Here is an 18,122-nt window from a genome sequence, read left to right as displayed (position 1 = left end):
ACGAACGACCAAAAGCGGTGCTTTTCTCGCTTTTCTGCTTGAAAAAGCAATGGTATACTAAAAATCGCCCAAGAAAATGTAAGGGGAGTTAAAGTGAGTGATAAATCATGAGTTGGTTAGATAAATTTTTTAGTGTATTTTTAGGAGAAGAAAAAGCTGACAGGCAGCAAGAAGGACGACCCGTTGTGCCAAGACAGCAATCTCTTGATCATAATAAAGAATATAAAAAGATTGAAGAGACAAAAGTCTACTATGAGTATCCGAAAGGCAAATTCCGCTTTCCTCTCGTTCCAGATGAACCTACACGTGATGGAGTTTATCAGCAGGAGAGAAGGCGAGTCCGCCAAGAAAAGCCAAAAGCAAAGCAGACTACATATCAGTCGAAACAAAAGATCCAGCCTGATGTGAATAAAAAGCCGTTTAAAACGGAGCAAATTCCATCACCCATCTATGGCTATCATCAAGATATGCGCCCGAAACGAACGGGACCGAAGAACGATGCAGCCTCTGTTCAAATGAAGTCATCTGAAGAAGCGACGCAGCGTGTGACGCTTTTATCTGAAGAAGCGGAACGTGAACGAAATGTCAGACAGCAAATGAATATTCCGTCCATCCGTAAAGAAAATCGTGTCAAAGCAGCATATTCCGCTTCTGCTGAAGAAAAAGAGGAGACGCCGTTTACAGTGCAAGAGGAATTCTCCCAACAGGATTTTGTTCAAACAAATATGGAGCGTTCAGAGCACGATCATCTCATGTCAACAAATGAAACTGATCAAATAAGGCCTGAATCTCAAGAACATAAGCAGGCTTACCTGCATGAGGAGAAAAAAGAACCTGCATATGATGATCAACCGATTGAGCATCAACCAGTCAAGGCGGCAATAGAAGAACAAGAAGAATGGCGACAAATAACCAACGATCCTATGAATATAACTGATTCTGAAGATCAGGTTGAGGCAGTGGGAACGTTAGACCTTGGCGAAGCAGCCGATAATGCATCGGTAGCGATCGACATGGTGAGAGAAAGGCTAGCAGCAGACGAGACGGGGACAGAAGAAATAATAGAAGTAGATCTTGAGGAGAAAGAGTCAGTTCCAACAGAAGAGAGACAAGAAGAAATATCGGTAGCGGATTCTACAGAACATGAGCCAGTTTTACAAAACAACATTCAAGATAACCTGCTAGAAGATGACGTGGTCGCTAAAGAGCAAGAATCAGTAGCAGAACCTGTACGGGCACAAGAGCTTCCTGCATCTCAGCCAGAGGAAACAACGAATGAAATGCATGAACAAGTGCAACAAACATCAGTTGATGCGAAGCAGGATGATGTAAAAGAGGCTTCTCTGCAATCGAAGCGTTCAAGCGGTCAAACATCAACCGTTCCTTTTAACGTCATGATGTTCAAAAGTGACAAGCGTATGCAGCAGAAAAAAGCACGACATCAACAAGGGTATGTATTTCCTAGTTTAGCCCTTTTGGACGTTCCGCCAGCACAAAAAGAAGAGGATGGTACATGGGTGAAAGAGCGGGCAGACTTGCTCAACGCAACTTTAAAGAATTTCAATGTGAGGGCAAGTGTGGTCCATGTCACACAGGGGCCATCTGTCACAAGATTTGAAGTGCATCCCGAACCAGGCGTGAAAGTGAACAAAATCACCAATCTGTCGGATGATATTAAACTCAGTTTGTCAGCAAAGGATATTCGAATTGAAGCACCCATCCCAGGTAAGAACACGATCGGAATTGAAGTGCCCAACCTCCACAGTAAAATGGTATTTCTAAGGGAAATGGTGAGAAGCAGTGCATTTAGAGATAATCCTTCCCCTTTGACGGCAGCTCTTGGGTTAGATATCTCAGGTCAGCCTGTCGTTGTTGACTTGCAAAAGATGCCGCATGGCTTAATCGCTGGGGCGACGGGTTCTGGAAAGAGCGTATGCATTAACACAATTTTAGTGAGCTTGATGTTTAAAGCATCACCAGATGAAGTGAAAATGCTCCTAATCGACCCTAAAATGGTTGAACTTGCCCCTTATAACAAGATTCCGCATCTCGTAAGTCCCGTTATTACGGACGCCAAGACAGCAACAGCTTCCCTAAAATGGGTTGTAGATGAAATGGAAAGACGCTATGAACTGTTCGCTCACTCCGGCGTAAGAGAAATTAAACGATTCAATGAGCTCGTGAAAGAAAAACAAATGGGTGAAAAACTACCGTATCTCGTCGTTGTCATTGATGAGCTCGCTGATTTAATGATGGTGGCACCGAATGAAGTAGAAGAAAGCATTTGCCGTATTGCACAAAAAGCAAGAGCATGCGGTATTCATTTACTAATTGCGACACAAAGACCATCCGTTGATGTCATCACAGGTCTGATTAAAGCCAATATCCCAACAAGAATTGCCTTCTCTGTCTCAAGTCAAGTTGATTCAAGAACCATTATTGATATGGCAGGTGCAGAAAAGCTTCTAGGAAAAGGGGATATGCTCTTTTTAGAAAATGGTTCTGGCAAACCAACAAGGCTACAAGGAAACTTTGTCTCTGACCGTGAGATTGATCGAGTGGTGGCCCATGTCAGAAAACAACGCAAGCCGGTTTATCTTTTCGAACAGGAAGAATTGATGCTCCAAGGTTCGGCGATTACAGATGAGGATGAACTGTTTGTGGATGCCTGCCGATTTGCGATAGAGCAGAATAGTGCAAGTACATCTAGTTTGCAAAGAAGATTTAGAATTGGCTATAATCGTGCAGCAAGGCTGATTGACATGATGGAGCGAGAAGGCATGATTTCTGGTGCGAAAGGAAGTAAGCCAAGAGAGGTCCTCATGACACTCAGCGATTTAGAGAAATTGATCTAATCAAACCGCTTCATTTTTTTGATAAACATGGTATGATAGCACATAGGTGCAATTTTGTAATTGGACACTTTTTGCATGCCTGTCTGAAAGCATTTCACATAAAATACGCTGAAACAGGTGTAAGAAATAGGGAATTTGTTGGATACTAATCATAGTGAATATTGATTAGAATAGGAAAATCGGAAAAAATTTAATTTGGAGCTGCGATTTGTGATCATCAACAGACGAAAATCACAAGTTGCAAATTGAAATGAGCGTCATATACTGAAAGTCAGATAGACGTTTGTTGGAGGTACAATTATGACTGTTTATCATTTTGTTGGAATAAAAGGGACAGGTATGAGTCCACTGGCCCAAATTCTTCATGATACTGGGCATACTGTCCAAGGATCGGATATCGAAAAACATATCTTCACACAGAAGGCGTTAGAAGAAAGAAACATTACAATTCTACCATTTGATGCAGATAATATTAAGCCAGGGATGACTGTTATTGCAGGAAATGCATTTCCTGATACACATCCTGAGATCGAACGTGCCCTTTCTGAGGGGATTCCTGTGATTCGCTATCACAAATTTCTTGGAGAATACATGGATTCATTTACAAACATTGCGGTTACTGGTGCTCATGGTAAGACATCCACAACAGGACTGCTTGCACATGTGATGCAATCTGCAAAACCTACTTCGTACTTAATCGGTGATGGATCTGGTATGGGGAAAGAGAACAGCGAGTATTTTGTGTTTGAAGCTTGCGAATACCGTAGACATTTTCTGAGTTACCATCCAGACTATGCGATCATGACAAATATTGATTTTGATCACCCTGATTATTTTTCAGACATTAATGACGTATTTGATGCGTTTCAAAACATGGCACTTCAAGTAAAGAAAGCAATTATCGCTTGTGGAGACGATGAGCATTTGCTTAAGATTCAAGCAAAAGTACCTGTTGTATACTACGGATTGAATGAAGAAAACGATTTTCAAGCTAGAAATGTTGTGAAAAGTACGGAAGGCACCACATTTGATGTATTTGTACGCAATACGTTTTATGATACCTTCTCCATTCCTGCTTACGGAAATCATAATGTCCTCAACTCTTTAGCTGTTATTGCGTTATGTCATTATGAAGCCATTGATGTAGAGCTGATCAAAGCTTCACTTATGACATTTGGCGGTGTGAAAAGACGCTTTAATGAAAAAGTCATCGGTGAGCAAGTGTTAATTGACGATTATGCGCATCATCCAACTGAAATTCAGGTTACCATCGAGGCTGCCCGTCAAAAATACCCAGACCGCGATATTGTGGCTGTCTTCCAGCCGCATACCTTTACACGAACACAGCAGTTTTTAAATGAATTTGCAGACAGCTTAAAAAAAGCTGATTATGTGTATCTGTGTGATATCTTTGGCTCAGCCCGTGAAAATATTGGAAAACTGAGCATTGCAGATTTACAAGAGAAAATCCCACAAGCACAGCTAATTGATGAAAAAGATACATCTGTGCTTAAAGCTCATAAAGATGCCATTTTGATCTTTATGGGAGCTGGAGATATTCAAAAATATTTGCGTGCTTATGAAAAAGTAGCTGTATAATATGTAAAAAAGTGCCGATTGTACCGGCACTTTTTTATGTCGACTTAAATGTGACAAAGGGGCTAAATGTGTCAGGATATGCTGCTTTTTTTCTTCGCTGTGGACAGGAATTAACAAATAAGTGTAGAATTATTATTCAATCGGTCATTCTAGGTGAGGTTTGAATGATACAACGAGAGGGTATTGAATTAAATATGCCCGCAGCAAAGGAGGTATCAGATGATGATTATTCTATATTTAAGCGTTGCATTGATTGCGATTGCTTTCCTCATTCTTGTCATCTATTTGTCCAAAACATTAAAAACTTTACAGTTGACGTTAAAGAATGTTGCATCAACTTTAGAAAGTCTTGAAGGACAGATGCAAGGCATCACCACAGAGACAGCGCAGTTGCTACATAAGACAAATCAACTTGCTGAAGACATTCAAGACAAATCGACAAAACTAAACACAGTTGTGGATGCGGTGCAGGGAATTGGCGGCTCTATCAACCAATTTAATACAAGCATAAAGCAGGCAGCCAGAGCGGTTTCTTCATCCGTTGAGAGGAATCAAGAAAAAGTAACGGATGTGGTGAGTTGGAGTAATGCAGCACTTGAAATTTATAAAAAGTGGAAAGAACGTAAAAAACAAAAATAAACCATTTTCGCATAGGAGGAATAATCATGAGCAAAGACGGAATGAATAGCAAAGACTTTTTGTTCGGAACACTAATTGGTGGCATTATTGGTGCAACAACAGCACTCTTTTTAGCACCGAAGTCAGGAAAAGAGCTCCGCGGTGATTTGAACACCCAAGCGAATGCTTTAAAAGAAAAAACAGATCGACTCACAACAGATGCAAAAGAAAAAGGCACTGAGTATGTGACGATTGCGAAAGATAAAACATCTGAACTATCACAGCTAGTGGTGGAGCAATCAAACCAGATTTTAGAAAAAGTGAAAGACATAAAAGAGCGTGCAACTGGAAAAGCTAATCAAGTAAAAAGTGATGCAGAAGAGGCTGTATCAGATGTGGCCAGCGAAGTGTCAGATGTGGCAGATGAAGCAAAAGTAAGAGTAGAAGAAACAAAATCAGAGATTGAAGAGGGCATCAAAGATGTCCAAGAAAAAATCGATCAATCAACAAAAAGTTAACGAACTGTTCAATTTAGAGAGGAGCACATCATGTCAAAGCAACTCATTGAAACAGAAGATCAGTTTAATCAACTAACGAATCAAGACGGAACATTTATCTTATTTAAGCACAGTTTAACATGTCCAATTAGCCAAGCCGCTTTTCAAGAATTTGAAGCATTTGCGTCTGAACACGAAGATATACCTTCTTATTTCTTGCAAATTCAAAGCGCAAGAGAGCTTTCGTCATATGTGGCTGAAGAGACAGGGGTAAAACACGAAAGTCCACAAGCACTCATCTTTAACGGTGGAAAAGTGAAATGGCATGCGTCTCACTCCAACATTACAAAAGAGGCGCTCGAACAAAATATTTAGAAACACGTCAACAATCTGACGTCAGCTTATGCTGACGTTTTTTTGATCAAAAAATGTACATAAATTAAAAGTGTGCTATTATCTTACACATATTACTTTATCGCTTAAAAGCGTTTAGGTAATAAAGAATTTTTTCGTGACAATTCCGAAATCTTTGTTTATAATAAACCCTATCATAGGAGAATGAAAAATAAAAAGCGAGAGCAGGCAGAGGAAAGGATGACAAAAATGAGCAACAATGAATTAGAACAATTGAGACAGCAAGCAGATGAGCTGAATCTTCAAATCTTAAAACTGATCAATGAAAGAGGAAACATTGTAAAAGAAATCGGTAAGGCGAAGGAAGCGCAAGGTGTTAATCGTTATGATCCTGTCAGAGAGCGCACAATGTTGAATCGAATTCTTGAGGAAAATGATGGACCATTTGAAAACTCAACCATCCAACATATTTTCAAAGAAATTTTCAAAGCAGGCTTAGAACTTCAAGAAGATGATCATAGCAAAGCGCTTCTTGTCTCTCGTAAGAAAAAACCAGAAAACACAATTGTGAACATTAATGGTGAAGCAATTGGTGATGGAACACAACGTTTTATCGTTGGACCATGTGCTGTTGAAAGCTATGAGCAAGTAGCAGAAGTCGCAGCTGCTGCTAAAAAGCAGGGGCTGAAACTTCTTCGCGGGGGCGCATTTAAACCTCGCACAAGTCCATACGATTTTCAAGGGCTTGGTGTAGACGGTCTAAAGATTCTAAAGCGTGTTGCTGATGAATATGGTCTTGCTGTCATTAGTGAAATTGTTAATCCTGCTCATATTCAAGAGGCCATTGAACATATTGATGTCATTCAAATTGGTGCACGTAATATGCAAAACTTTGAACTATTAAAAGAAGCCGGCTCTGTTAAGAAGCCAGTCCTTTTAAAACGTGGCCTTGCAGCAACCATTTCAGAATTCATCAATGCAGCTGAATACATCATCGCTCAAGGAAATGACCAAATTATTCTTTGTGAGCGTGGTATCCGCACATACGAAACAGCCACTAGAAATACACTGGATATCTCTGCAGTGCCAATCTTAAAACAAGAGACGCATTTACCAGTCTTTGTTGATGTGACGCATTCAACTGGACGTAGAGATCTTCTTCTTCCAACCGCTAAAGCAGCTCTTGCCATTGGAGCTGATGGTGTCATGGCGGAAGTGCATCCAGACCCATCTGTTGCTTTATCTGATTCAGCGCAGCAAATGGACATTCCTCAATTTGAGAAATGGTTAGACGCGCTAAGACCGCTTGTGAACATTCACGCGTAAGAATAGGTAGAAACCGCCGGATAACAACCCGGCGGTTTTTTAATGGAAAAAATAAGATGACATTGGGAATGAAAGCAAAGGGGCATATTGCAATATCAAAAAACACTGTTCACAATGTTTTCATTTTTAAAATTCGACAGAATCTGCTAAGATCATTGTCATAGCTGACGTTCACGACTATTTTTATAAAATATGATTCAATATACAGGTAACAAGCTGATGAAAGTTTGTTTAATTTAATTATAAAAAGAAAGGGAACGTTTTCATATGGCAAAAAAACGTGTATAATTTCATAAAAGAATGTCATTTTGATGTAGATTGAAAAATTATGTGTCTCTTTTCATCTTTTTGATGACAAATAGGATATTATTTTCCTCGTATCTGACATGTCTCTATCCAATTGGTGAATGCTATAGATATGAACTGTATTTGAAGGAGTGATTTATGTGAATAATGTTACAATATATGATGTAGCGAGAGAAGCAAATGTAAGTATGGCAACGGTATCACGCGTTGTAAATGGAAACCCGAATGTGAAACCAACGACAAGGAAAAAGGTGCTTGAAGCGATTGATCGCCTTGGCTACCGTCCAAATGCAGTAGCGCGGGGGCTTGCAAGTAAAAAGACGACAACTGTTGGTGTCATCATCCCTGATATATCTAGTGTTTTTTACTCTGAGCTTGCACGTGGAATTGAAGATATCGCCACAATGTACAAGTACAACATCATTTTAAGCAACTCAGATCAAAATACAGATAAAGAGCTTCATTTGTTAAATACGATGCTAGGTAAACAGGTGGATGGTATTGTCTTTATGGGCGGTAACATTACGGATGTGCATGTAGAAGAATTTAAGCGCTCTCCTGTACCGATTGTACTTGCAGCATCTGTCGAAGAGCAGGGAAAAACACCATCTGTAAACATTAACTATGAACAAGCGATTTATGATTCAGTACAATTATTGGTAGAAAAAGGACATAAACGCATTGCGTTTGTATCTGGTCCTTTGTCAGAACCAATTAACTCTGTTAGGAAGCTTGCAGGTTATAAGCGTGCGCTTGAAGAAGCGGGCATTGCTTTTGACGATAGGCTAGTCGCAGAAGGTGATTACTCTTATGACTCTGGGATTGAAGCGATTGCAAATCTGCTTGAGCAATCAGATCGGCCGACCGCTGTCATTGCAGCAACTGACGAAATGGCCCTTGGCGTCATTCACGGTGCACAGGATCGGGGAGTGTCAATTCCTGAAGACCTTGAGATCATTGGCTTTGATAACACAAGATTGTCCCTCATGGTGCGTCCTCAGTTGACAACCGTCGTGCAGCCAACATATGATATCGGTGCAGTGGCTATGAGACTACTCACAAAGCTAATGAACAAAGAACAAGTGGATGATCAAATTGTTGAACTGCCACACAGAATTGAAGAAAGACAATCAACGAAATAACAATGACACTAAGAAAGCAGCCCACATGATTTGTGGAGGTCTGCTTTCTTTTTATGATATTGAATTGAACCTTTTCTTGTTTATATGTTTCTGTATGATGGCCTTGTGTCTTCTTGTCAAAAGAATATAACGGTAATATATTCGATTGAGGTAAAAACGAATAAGAACATAAGCGAATTGTTAGAACGCACGAGATCCCTTATTGAGTGAAAAAAGGATCATCTATATTCCCGAAGACGTTTTGACTTGTTTAAAACTATTGTTGTTTGTAAACATTTTTATGCATTTTTCTTTTCTCTTCTTACAGGCATCAGCACTTTTTCAACCGTTTGCGCATTTTTTTCTGTAATCTCAGCTCTTCTTGGTATAGGAGCATATAAATCGTCAGGGTCTGACCATGTGTCAGGGAGCGTGACAGGCGATTGCTTGTTCCATGCAGTAATCCAGTCCTGAGGAATAGCAGATGGAGGTGTGATGCCTTTCATTTCAAGCCAAATGCGGCTCCATGCTCTTGGCACAACCCGCCAAATATCATAACCACCTCCGCCAACTGCAATCCATCTCCCGTCACAATATTGATGGGCAAGCTCATGTGCCAGTTTTGGAATTTCCTCATAAATTTTCATTGTGGCTGATAAATGTGTCAATGGGTCGTAATAATGAGCATCTGCCCCATTCTGCGTCAAAATCACATCTGGTTTAAAAAAAGCAGCAATCTCTGTCACTGCCGTTCGGTATGCATCAAGGAACGATTCATCTTCTGTAAATGCATCGAGCGGGATATTATAAGCATATCCATAGCCTTTATCGTGACCTCTTTCCTGTACTTGTCCAGTTCCAGGAAATAGGTATCGACCCGTTTCATGAATGGATACCGTACAAACCTCTGGATCATCATAAAAACTAAATTGTACACCATCTCCGTGATGAGCATCTGTATCAATATATAAAATTCTCGCACCATATTTTTTTTGAATATATTGAATGGCAACGGAGCTATCATTATAAATACAAAAGCCAGACGCACGCCCTTTAAATCCGTGATGAAGTCCGCCTCCAAGATTGACAGCATGCTGCGCATTTCCCATCATGACTTGATCGACAGCTGTTAATGTACCACCGACAAGAAGAGAAGCGGCTTCATGCATGCCTAAAAACATAGGTGTATCTTCTGTTCCAAGTCCATATCGTTCGCCCTCTGCTGTAGACAGCTTTCCTTCGCTTGCACGCTGAACGGCTTGGATATAATCCGCTGTATGCACGAGCTTTAATTCCTCAATCGTGGCTATACGCGGCGCAATGATCTCATCATCTGTTAATGCCTTCATTTTTTGAAGGAGATCAAATGTTAAGTAGACGCGTAGCTGATTGAAGGGATGATCTTGGTGGAATTGATACGTTTGAAAAGAAGGTGAAAAAACAAAGATCGCTTCTTTCATCTGATCGTCTGCTCCATTGGCCAGATCACTTTGTATCCTTTTGCACGAATGATTCTTGTCACATGATCCGCATGAATGGTTCTAAGGCGGAATACGAGCACTTTAGATGCCTCGTTTGCATGCGGATATACAAGTACGCTTAATATCTGAATATGATGCTCTTTTAAAATGGCCGTAATGTCTGCCAGCCCTTCCGTCATTTGTTCCACTTCAATCTCTAAGTGTGATCCCGGTTTGTCTGCACCTGTCAGTCTGACAAAGGTACGAAGTAAATCCGTTTTTGTGATAATCCCTACAAGTTTGCCGCGTCTCACAACGGGAAGGCAGCCAATTCCATGTTCAAGAAAGACATTCGAAATTTCCTCGACGAAATCAAGCGGGTGAGCCGTGACCGTTTCGAGCACCATAATCTCTTCAACCGGTCGCTGAATAAAAAGCTGTCTTTTTTCTGTTTCAAAAATACTTGGACTGGCATTTTTAATATCCCGATCTGTTACCATCCCAATGACAGAACCTTGATCAGATACGATTGGAATATGCCGAACGTGATGTGCTCTCATTTTTTGAATGGCTTCTTCAATCGTATCGGTTTTTCGCAATGTGATCACATTGCGCTGCATAATTTGTTCAATCATCATGTTTACCAATCCCCTTTGCCAAAAAACGAATGGAATGTTAATACATAAAGCGTTGATGGAAGCGAAGACGATCAAACTGTTCGATCGATTCAGGACTTACCTTACTGCCGATCCTTGCCATCAAGCAATTGGCTGGATGAGAGCTGATTTCCGGATCGTCGGTTGCAAACCAAACAAGACCTCCTGCATTCATCATTTTCTCCATCATTTTTCGATATTCCCAGACGTTTTTCTTTGTCCCCTTTAAGTCCCAATGCCAGTAATACTCGGTTGTCATAATGATGTAGTTCTCCATTTGCTCATCCATCATGCTCACATCAAGTAAATGCTTGCCTAATGAATACCCTCTAAAAGGAGGCGTGACCTCAATCGCACCAAGCTCAATTAAATTCTCCATATTGCCTTCTGACCAACGCTCAAGCGGATCAGGATACAAAAACGTCACATAGCCAACGACAAGCTTGTCATCTCTCGCAATGATAATGCGTCCTTCGGGAAGATCTGCTATTTCAACAAGTGCTTGTTTCTGTTCTTCAGGCGTGCGAAATGCCGTTAGTCCTTCATGAAACGTATAGTTCGCAAGCTCTGATGCAGGTACTGGTCCTTCAATGAGAATGTTGCCTGTTTCTCGTTCAATTGTTTTTGAATAATAAGTTTTAGGATGATCCACGTATCCACCGCCTCAAATTCTAGTGAGTCGTTTCTATTTTATCTTAAATCTTGCAGAAATTAAAACGGTTTCATTACAAGTTTTTTAAAAATTGAGAAAAAAATTCATCTATACTATAATGGTCATTGTAAACGTATGCAAAGGGGGACTGTTTGATGAAAGTCGAAACGCTACCATCAGTAAAAGGGGACTATCATTTAAAAGATTATGAAAAGGCATACAAAGAATTTAAATGGGAGGAAGCGAGAAAAAATTTCTCTTGGTATGAAACTGGAAAAGTAAATGCAGCATATGAAGCAATTGACAGACATGTGGACTCATTTCGGAAGAACAAGGTGGCGCTTCACTACAGAGATGCACAGCGAGATGAAAAGTATACGTTCTGGGATATGAAAGTAAACACAAATAAAGCGGGAAATATTCTAAGGGAAGAAGCACATGTTCAAAAAGGTGATCGAGTCTTTATCTTTATGCCAAGATCTCCTGAGCTCTATTTTATTTTGCTCGGCGCAGTCAAAATTGGTGCAATCGTCGGTCCATTATTTGAAGCATTTATGGAAGGTGCAGTCAAAGATCGTCTAGAGAACAGTGAAGCAAAGGTGATTGTCACAACACCTGACCTGTTAGAGCGAATTCCATTTGCGGAGCTCCCAATGCTTGAATCGGTCGTCATTGTCGGTGGTGAGCCTGAAGCCATTGATGGTGTGCGTACCATTTATTATGGAGAGGCATTTCAGCAGGCGTCAAAGGAACTCGAGATTGAATGGGTGGATGAAAAAGACGGGTTCCTGCTTCATTATACATCAGGTTCAACCGGTACGCCAAAAGGTGTTTTACATGTCCATGGAGCTATGGTGCAGCAAGGTCAGACTGGAAAATGGGTGCTTGACCTGAAGGAAGAAGACGTCTACTGGTGTACAGCAGATCCAGGTTGGGTGACAGGTACGGTTTACGGAATCTTTTCACCATGGTTAAATGGTGCAACAAATGTCATTTTAGGTGGACGGTTTAACCCTGAAACTTGGTATGAAACCATTGAATCACTAGGCGTGACGGTTTGGTATAGTGCACCAACAGCTTTCCGAATGTTGATGGGAGCTGGTGATGATCTTATCCAAAAATATGATCTTCGCTCACTTAGACACATATTAAGTGTAGGAGAACCTCTCAATCCGGAAGTGATTCGCTGGGGAGATGCTGTTTTTGCTAAGCGTATTCACGACACGTGGTGGATGACAGAAACAGGTGCACAGCTCATTTGCAATTATCCATGCATGGACATTAAGCCAGGTTCTATGGGAAAACCGATTCCAGGTGTGCAAGCAGCGATTGTGGATCATGCAGGGAATGAACTTCCTCCGTACCGGATGGGGAATCTTGCGATAAAAAAAGGGTGGCCGTCCATGATGCATGCGATCTGGAACAATCCTGAAAAATATGAATCTTACTTTATGCCGGGAGATTGGTATGTTTCAGGGGATTCAGCTTATATGGACGAAGATGGTTACTTTTGGTTCCAGGGACGTGTAGACGATGTCATCATGACATCAGGAGAGCGAGTCGGCCCATTTGAAGTAGAGAGTAAACTGGTCGAACATCCGGCAATCGCAGAAGCAGGTGTCATTGGGAAGCCAGACCCTGTCCGCGGTGAAATCATTAAAGCATTTATCGCTCTTCGAAGCGGCTATGAGGCAACAGATGAGCTGAAAGAAGAGATTCGAACCTTCGTGAAAAAAGGACTAGCGGCACATGCGGCTCCGAGAGAAATCGAGTTTAAAGACAAACTGCCAAAAACACGAAGTGGGAAAATTATGAGACGTGTGCTGAAAGCGTGGGAGCTGAATTTACCTGCTGGCGACCTTTCAACAATGGAAGATTAATCTCTTCGCCAGTTGACTTGATATCAAAAGTATGTTAAAAATGACTTTAGTTGAATATAAAAAGGTTTTGACTGAGATACAGTAGAATGATCTTTCCCTGTCCAAGAGAACTGACGGCTGGTGCGAGTCAGTACAAAGAGATATTCGAATTACCCTCACGAACCGCTTTTACGAAAAGGAGCAAAGAGTCTCTCTGATTAGTGAAAGAACGGATCTATCCGTTATCAGTGTAAGTGAAAAGACGTGATGTTTTGTCTTTTAAGCAGGGTGGTACCGCGATATATATCGTCCCTTCGTTCATTCGAAGGGGCGTTTTTTATGTTGAAATGAAAAAAAGGAGATTTGAATATGAGTCAACTGATTGAAGATTTATCGTACAGAGGATTAATTCAGCAACAAACAGACGAAGAAGGTCTGAAGAAATTATTATCAGAAGAAAAAATTAAGCTCTACTCTGGCTTTGATCCAACAGCAGACAGCTTGCACATTGGTCACCTATTACCGATTTTAACATTACGCAGATTCCAGGAAGCAGGCCATCACCCGATTGCACTTGTTGGCGGGGCGACTGGACTGATCGGCGATCCTAGCTTCAAAAAAGCAGAACGCTCGCTAAACCCTGCAGAAATCGTGCAAGAGTGGTCAGAGAAAATCAAAGGACAGCTGTCTCAATTTCTTGATTTTGAAGCAGGTGAAAACCCAGCCGTCATCGTAAACAACTATGACTGGATCAGCCAAATGAATGTCATCACATTCCTTCGTGATATTGGAAAAAACTTCGGTGTGAACTTCATGCTCGCAAAAGATATCGTCAGCTCCCGTATCGAGACAGGGATTTCTTACACAGAGTTCAGCTACGTGATTCTGCAATCTTTAGATTTCTTAAACCTTTACAGAAATGAAAACTGTAAGCTGCAAATCGGTGGAAGTGATCAGTGGGGAAATATCACATCTGGACTTGAGTTGATCCGTAAGTCTGAGGCAGAAGGCGCAAAAGCATTCGGTCTCACAATGCCGCTTGTCACAAAGGCAGACGGCACGAAGTTTGGTAAAACAGAAGGCGGCGCCATCTGGTTAGATAAAGAAAAAACGTCACCATATGAATTTTACCAATTCTGGATCAACACAGATGACCGTGATGTCGTGAAATACTTAAAATACTTTACGTTCTTATCAAAAGAAGAGATTGCATCGTACGAAGAAAAAGTGCAAACAGCTCCTGAAAAACGTGAAGCACAGCGCCGTTTAGCAGAAGAGGTCACGACACTTGTCCATGGTCGTGAGTCACTAGAGCAAGCCGTGAATATCTCAAATGCTTTATTTAAAGGAGATATCAAATCTCTTTCAGCAGAAGAAGTGAAAGTAGGCTTTAAGGATGTTCCATCAATGGAGAAAAGCAGTACAGAAGCATTAACACTAGTCGATGTACTAGTTGAATCAAAGCTGTCTCCATCAAAGCGTCAAGCACGTGAAGATATTACAAATGGGGCCGTCTATATCAACGGAGAGAGACAAACCGATAAAGACTATGTTCTTTCAGCTGAAGACCGAATTGAAAACCAATTTACCGTCTTAAGAAGAGGCAAAAAGAAATACTTCCTTGTGACTTACAAGTAAGAATGTGTGCAGCCGGTCTGCGAAAAACCGGCTGCTTTTTTTATGCAAATTGAGAGATGAGAGCCCTCATAGATCCTAATAGACTCTTAGAAGAGAGGTTGTCTAGTCTTTTGGCATTGGCCTCTGCGAAAGTCAAAGGTGCTTTTTTATTATTTAATGTCTATAAAATGATTGGACAAACAGTGCCTTGTTCACTTTTTTGTCATATTTTTCTTGTTTAAAATAAAGACGAACAAGATAAATAAGGGGGAATGAACGTGTCACTATTGATGAAAAGGAGTTTGCAGATTCTCGTTGCATTTGCATTGGTAGTTGGTTCAATGGTTTTTATCCAGCCGAAAGAGGTCAAAGCGGCTGAGCATAATCCGGTCGTGATGGTACATGGCATGGGCGGTGCTTCTTATAACTTTGCGGCGATCAAAAGATACCTGGTGTCACAGGGCTGGGACCGAAACCAATTATATGCAATTGATTTCATAGACAAAACAGGTAATAACCTGAACAATGGTCCGCGTTTATCCAGATACGTCAAAGATGTGTTAGCCAAAACGGGCGCCAAAAAAGTAGATATTGTGGCACATAGCATGGGCGGAGCCAACACGTTATATTATATTAAGAACCTAGACGGCGGAGATAAAATTGAAAATGTCGTCACACTAGGTGGAGCGAACGGACTCGTTTCACTCAGAGCATTACCAGGCACCGATCCAAATCAAAAAATTCTTTACACATCCGTCTATAGCTCAGCCGACCTCATCGTCGTCAACAGCCTCTCTCGCTTAATAGGCGCAAGAAACGTCCTCATCCATGGTGTTGGACATATCGGTCTATTAGCCTCAAGCCAAGTCAACGGCTATATTAAAGAAGGGCTGAACGGCGGGGGACAGAATACGAATTAAAAAAATGAAAAAAAGACAGCGAAACTGCTGTCTTTTTTGATGTCACCGAACATATTGAACTGCTAGATGATCAAAGATGCTTTGAAAGCATGAATGTCTTATTGATATAGGAGACACAGCGATGAAGCAAAAACTTAAACAATATTTCTTAGGATACTTTCTCTATTTTCCCTATTTATTTCTCATCATCTATTTCATTTAGATGAGTATCGTCAAATCAGTTCAAATAGGTAAGGTAACCTCTAACTGTACAACAATCATCGGGATCTATTACATCATAGCCAGTGGGTGGTTTGTCTTTTTGATGCAAAATCAGACAAAACATCGGTAAAAGCATGTACAAATTGACCACTATTCCTTACACTACATGTAGTGAACGAGAATCTTTGGAGGTGGGCGTTTGTGCAAACGAATCAAAAGGCTTTGATCATTGTAGATGTCCAAAAGGCGTTCGAGCATGAAAAATGGGGAGAACGAAATCATCTAGATGCAGAGAAGAATATCAGTCAACTTTTGACGTTTTGGAGAGAGAAAGGCTGGAAAGTGCTTCATATTCAGCATACCTCTGACAAGCCGGACTCTTTATTTCATCCGGCAAATGAAGGGCATCTTTTCAAAGAGATCGCCAAACCGCTAGAGGGAGAAACGGTGATACGAAAGAAAGTCAACAACAGCTTTATTGGTACAAACTTAGAGGAACAACTAAGAGCAAACGAGATCGACACTGTTGTGATCGCGGGATTAACAACCCCTCACTGCGTATCAACAACAACAAGAATGAGCGGGAATCTTGGCTTTGACACGTATCTCATTTCAGATGCAACCGCCGCCTTTGGACTAACAGATCAAACCGGTACATATTATGATCCGGAAACGATTCATCGGCTTTCGCTTGCCACACTGCATGATGAATTTGCGACTGTCATGACAACCGAACAATTGATTAGGGAATGGGAAAAATAATAGATAATGGCTTACGTTACGATAATAGTTGAGAGAAATATGGAACAAAAAATCCTCTGGAATTCCAGGGGATTTTTTCATTACTATAGATAACATGGATTTGAATGGGTTCTTAAGACTTGAGCGTTCTCAATAAAATATAATAGATGACCTTAGCAAAAATCAACTAAATTTTCACAACTAGAAGGCTTTTAAAAGAGTCTAGGAGATTATCTTTGTTCCATGCTTATTTTTATTCTTTATGCATTTAACTTATCACCTATTTATAGATTCAACATATGAATAATAATAAAGGAGATGAACAACTGATGAGTTGTGATAAGTATAAAAAATGCCCTCATTGCAAACAGAAACTATCAAAATCAAACTGTTGCGTCATTTGTAAGACAAAAGTTATTGTAGGACGACGAGGATTACGGGGATTAAGGGGAGCTACTGGGGCCACCGGTCCAACAGGTCCAACCGGAGCAGGAGCAGGAACTACCGGAGCCACTGGAGCTACCGGAGCCACTGGAGCTACAGGAGCTACAGGAGCCACCGGTCCGACCGGTCCAACCGGAGCCACAGGAGCCACCGGAGCCACCGGAGCCACAGGAGCTACGGGAGCCACAGGAGCCACCGGAGCTACGGGAGCCACCGGTCCGACCGGTCCAACTGGAGCCACGGGAGCCACCGGAGCTACGGGAGCCACCGGTCCAACAGGTCCAACCGGAGCCACAGGTGACACTGGAGCCACGGGAGCCACCGGAGCTACGGGAGCCACCGGTCCAACAGGTCCAACCGGAGCAACAGGAGCCACCGGAGCCACCGGAGCCACCGGAGCAACAGGAGCCACCGGAGCCACCGGAGCTACGGGAGCAACAGGTCCAACAGGTCCAACCGGAGCCACAGGTGACACTGGAGCCACGGGAGCCACAGGAGCAACAGGAGCCACCGGAGCCACAGGAGCAACAGGAGCCACCGGAGTTACAGGAGCCACCGGAGCTACGGGAGCCACCGGTCCAACAGGTCCAACCGGAGCCACAGGTGACACTGGAGCCACGGGAGCCACCGGAGCTACGGGAGCAACAGGTCCAACAGGTCCAACCGGAGCCACAGGTGACACTGGAGCCACCGGAGCCACCGGAGCCACCGGAGCCACCGGAGCTACGGGAGCAACAGGTCCAACCGGAGCCACAGGTGACACTGGAGCCACCGGAGCCACCGGAGCTACGGGAGCAACAGGTCCAACAGGTCCAACCGGAGCCACAGGTGACACTGGAGCCACGGGAGCCACCGGAGCTACGGGAGCAACAGGTCCAACAGGTCCAACCGGAGCC

The 18,122-nt window shown here is 42.1% G+C and carries 14 protein-coding genes, 1 pseudogene and 1 other annotated feature; of the genes and pseudogenes, 12 read left to right on the top strand and 3 right to left on the bottom strand.

Going from position 1 to position 18,122, the window contains the following annotated elements:
* The first annotated feature begins 104 nt into the window (after positions 1-104).
* The 7 genes from ACIQCE_RS11460 (at position 105) to ccpA (ending at position 8,697) form a co-directional block, all read left to right on the top strand.
* Complete coding sequence (locus ACIQCE_RS11460; protein ID WP_483861790.1) at positions 105-2,855, top strand: DNA translocase FtsK; 2,751 nt, start codon at positions 105-107, stop codon at positions 2,853-2,855.
* Between the two features lie 300 nt (positions 2,856-3,155).
* Complete coding sequence (murC, locus tag ACIQCE_RS11455) at positions 3,156-4,454, top strand: UDP-N-acetylmuramate--L-alanine ligase (RefSeq protein ID WP_400495111.1); 1,299 nt, start codon at positions 3,156-3,158, stop codon at positions 4,452-4,454.
* 219 nt (positions 4,455-4,673) lie between these two features.
* Positions 4,674-5,093, top strand: a complete 420-nt coding sequence (locus ACIQCE_RS11450; RefSeq protein WP_400495109.1) for a DUF948 domain-containing protein — start codon at positions 4,674-4,676, stop codon at positions 5,091-5,093.
* 26 nt (positions 5,094-5,119) lie between these two features.
* Complete coding sequence (locus ACIQCE_RS11445; protein WP_400495108.1) at positions 5,120-5,590, top strand: YtxH domain-containing protein; 471 nt, start codon at positions 5,120-5,122, stop codon at positions 5,588-5,590.
* 30 nt (positions 5,591-5,620) lie between these two features.
* A complete protein-coding gene (gene ytxJ, locus ACIQCE_RS11440; RefSeq protein ID WP_400495107.1) occupies positions 5,621-5,944 on the top strand; it encodes a bacillithiol system redox-active protein YtxJ in 324 nt (107 codons plus the stop codon).
* Between the two features lie 228 nt (positions 5,945-6,172).
* Entirely contained in the window at positions 6,173-7,249 is a 1,077-nt protein-coding gene (locus ACIQCE_RS11435) for a bifunctional 3-deoxy-7-phosphoheptulonate synthase/chorismate mutase (RefSeq protein ID WP_353856720.1), read from the top strand.
* A 446-nt stretch (positions 7,250-7,695) separates the two neighbouring features.
* Positions 7,696-8,697: a catabolite control protein A gene (gene ccpA, locus ACIQCE_RS11430; protein WP_400495105.1), complete on the top strand. Its 1,002-nt coding sequence runs from the start codon at positions 7,696-7,698 to the stop codon at positions 8,695-8,697.
* 278 nt (positions 8,698-8,975) lie between these two features.
* Here the strand turns inward: ccpA and ACIQCE_RS11425 are convergent, their stop codons facing one another.
* From ACIQCE_RS11425 to ACIQCE_RS11415, 3 genes are read right to left on the bottom strand one after another with little or no spacing between them, the layout of a single operon-like run.
* Positions 8,976-10,136: an acetoin utilization protein AcuC gene (locus ACIQCE_RS11425; RefSeq protein WP_400495104.1), complete on the bottom strand. Its 1,161-nt coding sequence runs from the start codon at positions 10,134-10,136 to the stop codon at positions 8,976-8,978.
* Complete coding sequence (locus ACIQCE_RS11420) at positions 10,133-10,774, bottom strand: CBS and ACT domain-containing protein (RefSeq protein WP_400495103.1); 642 nt, start codon at positions 10,772-10,774, stop codon at positions 10,133-10,135. Before ACIQCE_RS11420 ends, ACIQCE_RS11425 begins: the two co-directional genes overlap by 4 nt.
* Before the next feature lie 37 nt (positions 10,775-10,811).
* Positions 10,812-11,444, bottom strand: coding sequence for a GNAT family N-acetyltransferase (locus tag ACIQCE_RS11415; RefSeq protein ID WP_400495102.1), 633 nt, complete (start codon positions 11,442-11,444; stop codon positions 10,812-10,814).
* 155 nt (positions 11,445-11,599) lie between these two features.
* On the opposite strand from ACIQCE_RS11415, the gene acsA reads away from it, so the two are divergent.
* From acsA to ACIQCE_RS11390, 5 genes and pseudogenes are all read left to right on the top strand, one after another.
* A complete protein-coding gene (gene acsA, locus ACIQCE_RS11410; protein WP_400495101.1) occupies positions 11,600-13,324 on the top strand; it encodes an acetate--CoA ligase in 1,725 nt (574 codons plus the stop codon).
* A gap of 58 nt (positions 13,325-13,382) precedes the next feature.
* Positions 13,383-13,620, top strand: a binding site (T-box leader).
* A gap of 52 nt (positions 13,621-13,672) precedes the next feature.
* A complete protein-coding gene (gene tyrS / locus ACIQCE_RS11405) occupies positions 13,673-14,941 on the top strand; it encodes a tyrosine--tRNA ligase (RefSeq protein WP_400495100.1) in 1,269 nt (422 codons plus the stop codon).
* 320 nt (positions 14,942-15,261) lie between these two features.
* Positions 15,262-15,840, top strand: coding sequence for an esterase/lipase family protein (locus ACIQCE_RS11400; protein ID WP_257213675.1), 579 nt, complete (start codon positions 15,262-15,264; stop codon positions 15,838-15,840).
* Between the two features lie 402 nt (positions 15,841-16,242).
* Positions 16,243-16,803: a cysteine hydrolase family protein gene (locus tag ACIQCE_RS11395; RefSeq protein WP_400495099.1), complete on the top strand. Its 561-nt coding sequence runs from the start codon at positions 16,243-16,245 to the stop codon at positions 16,801-16,803.
* A 308-nt stretch (positions 16,804-17,111) separates the two neighbouring features.
* Positions 17,112-18,122 (top strand): annotated as a pseudogene (locus ACIQCE_RS11390) (hypothetical protein); the annotation flags it as partial.

Origin of the sequence: Bacillus sp. NPDC093026, from assembly GCF_044754665.1 — a bacterium.
GTDB lineage: Bacteria > Bacillota > Bacilli > Bacillales > Bacillaceae > Bacillus > Bacillus maqinnsis.
The sequence above is the reverse complement of the archived record's forward strand: the minus strand, read 5'-3'. Positions and strand labels throughout refer to the sequence as shown.

Bases quoted from the DNA above. Each gene is read 5' to 3' on its own strand.
- murC (WP_400495111.1), top strand. From the start codon at position 3,156: ATGACTGTTTATCATTTTGTTGGAATAAAAGGGACAGGTATGAGTCCA.
- ACIQCE_RS11450 (WP_400495109.1), top strand. From the start codon at position 4,674: ATGATGATTATTCTATATTTAAGCGTTGCATTGATTGCGATTGCTTTC.
- ACIQCE_RS11445 (WP_400495108.1), top strand. From the start codon at position 5,120: ATGAGCAAAGACGGAATGAATAGCAAAGACTTTTTGTTCGGAACACTA.
- ytxJ (WP_400495107.1), top strand. From the start codon at position 5,621: ATGTCAAAGCAACTCATTGAAACAGAAGATCAGTTTAATCAACTAACG.
- ACIQCE_RS11435 (WP_353856720.1), top strand. From the start codon at position 6,173: ATGAGCAACAATGAATTAGAACAATTGAGACAGCAAGCAGATGAGCTG.
- ACIQCE_RS11425 (WP_400495104.1), bottom strand. From the start codon at position 10,136: ATGAAAGAAGCGATCTTTGTTTTTTCACCTTCTTTTCAAACGTATCAA.
- ACIQCE_RS11420 (WP_400495103.1), bottom strand. From the start codon at position 10,774: ATGATGATTGAACAAATTATGCAGCGCAATGTGATCACATTGCGAAAA.
- acsA (WP_400495101.1), top strand. From the start codon at position 11,600: ATGAAAGTCGAAACGCTACCATCAGTAAAAGGGGACTATCATTTAAAA.
- tyrS (WP_400495100.1), top strand. From the start codon at position 13,673: ATGAGTCAACTGATTGAAGATTTATCGTACAGAGGATTAATTCAGCAA.
- ACIQCE_RS11400 (WP_257213675.1), top strand. From the start codon at position 15,262: ATGGTTTTTATCCAGCCGAAAGAGGTCAAAGCGGCTGAGCATAATCCG.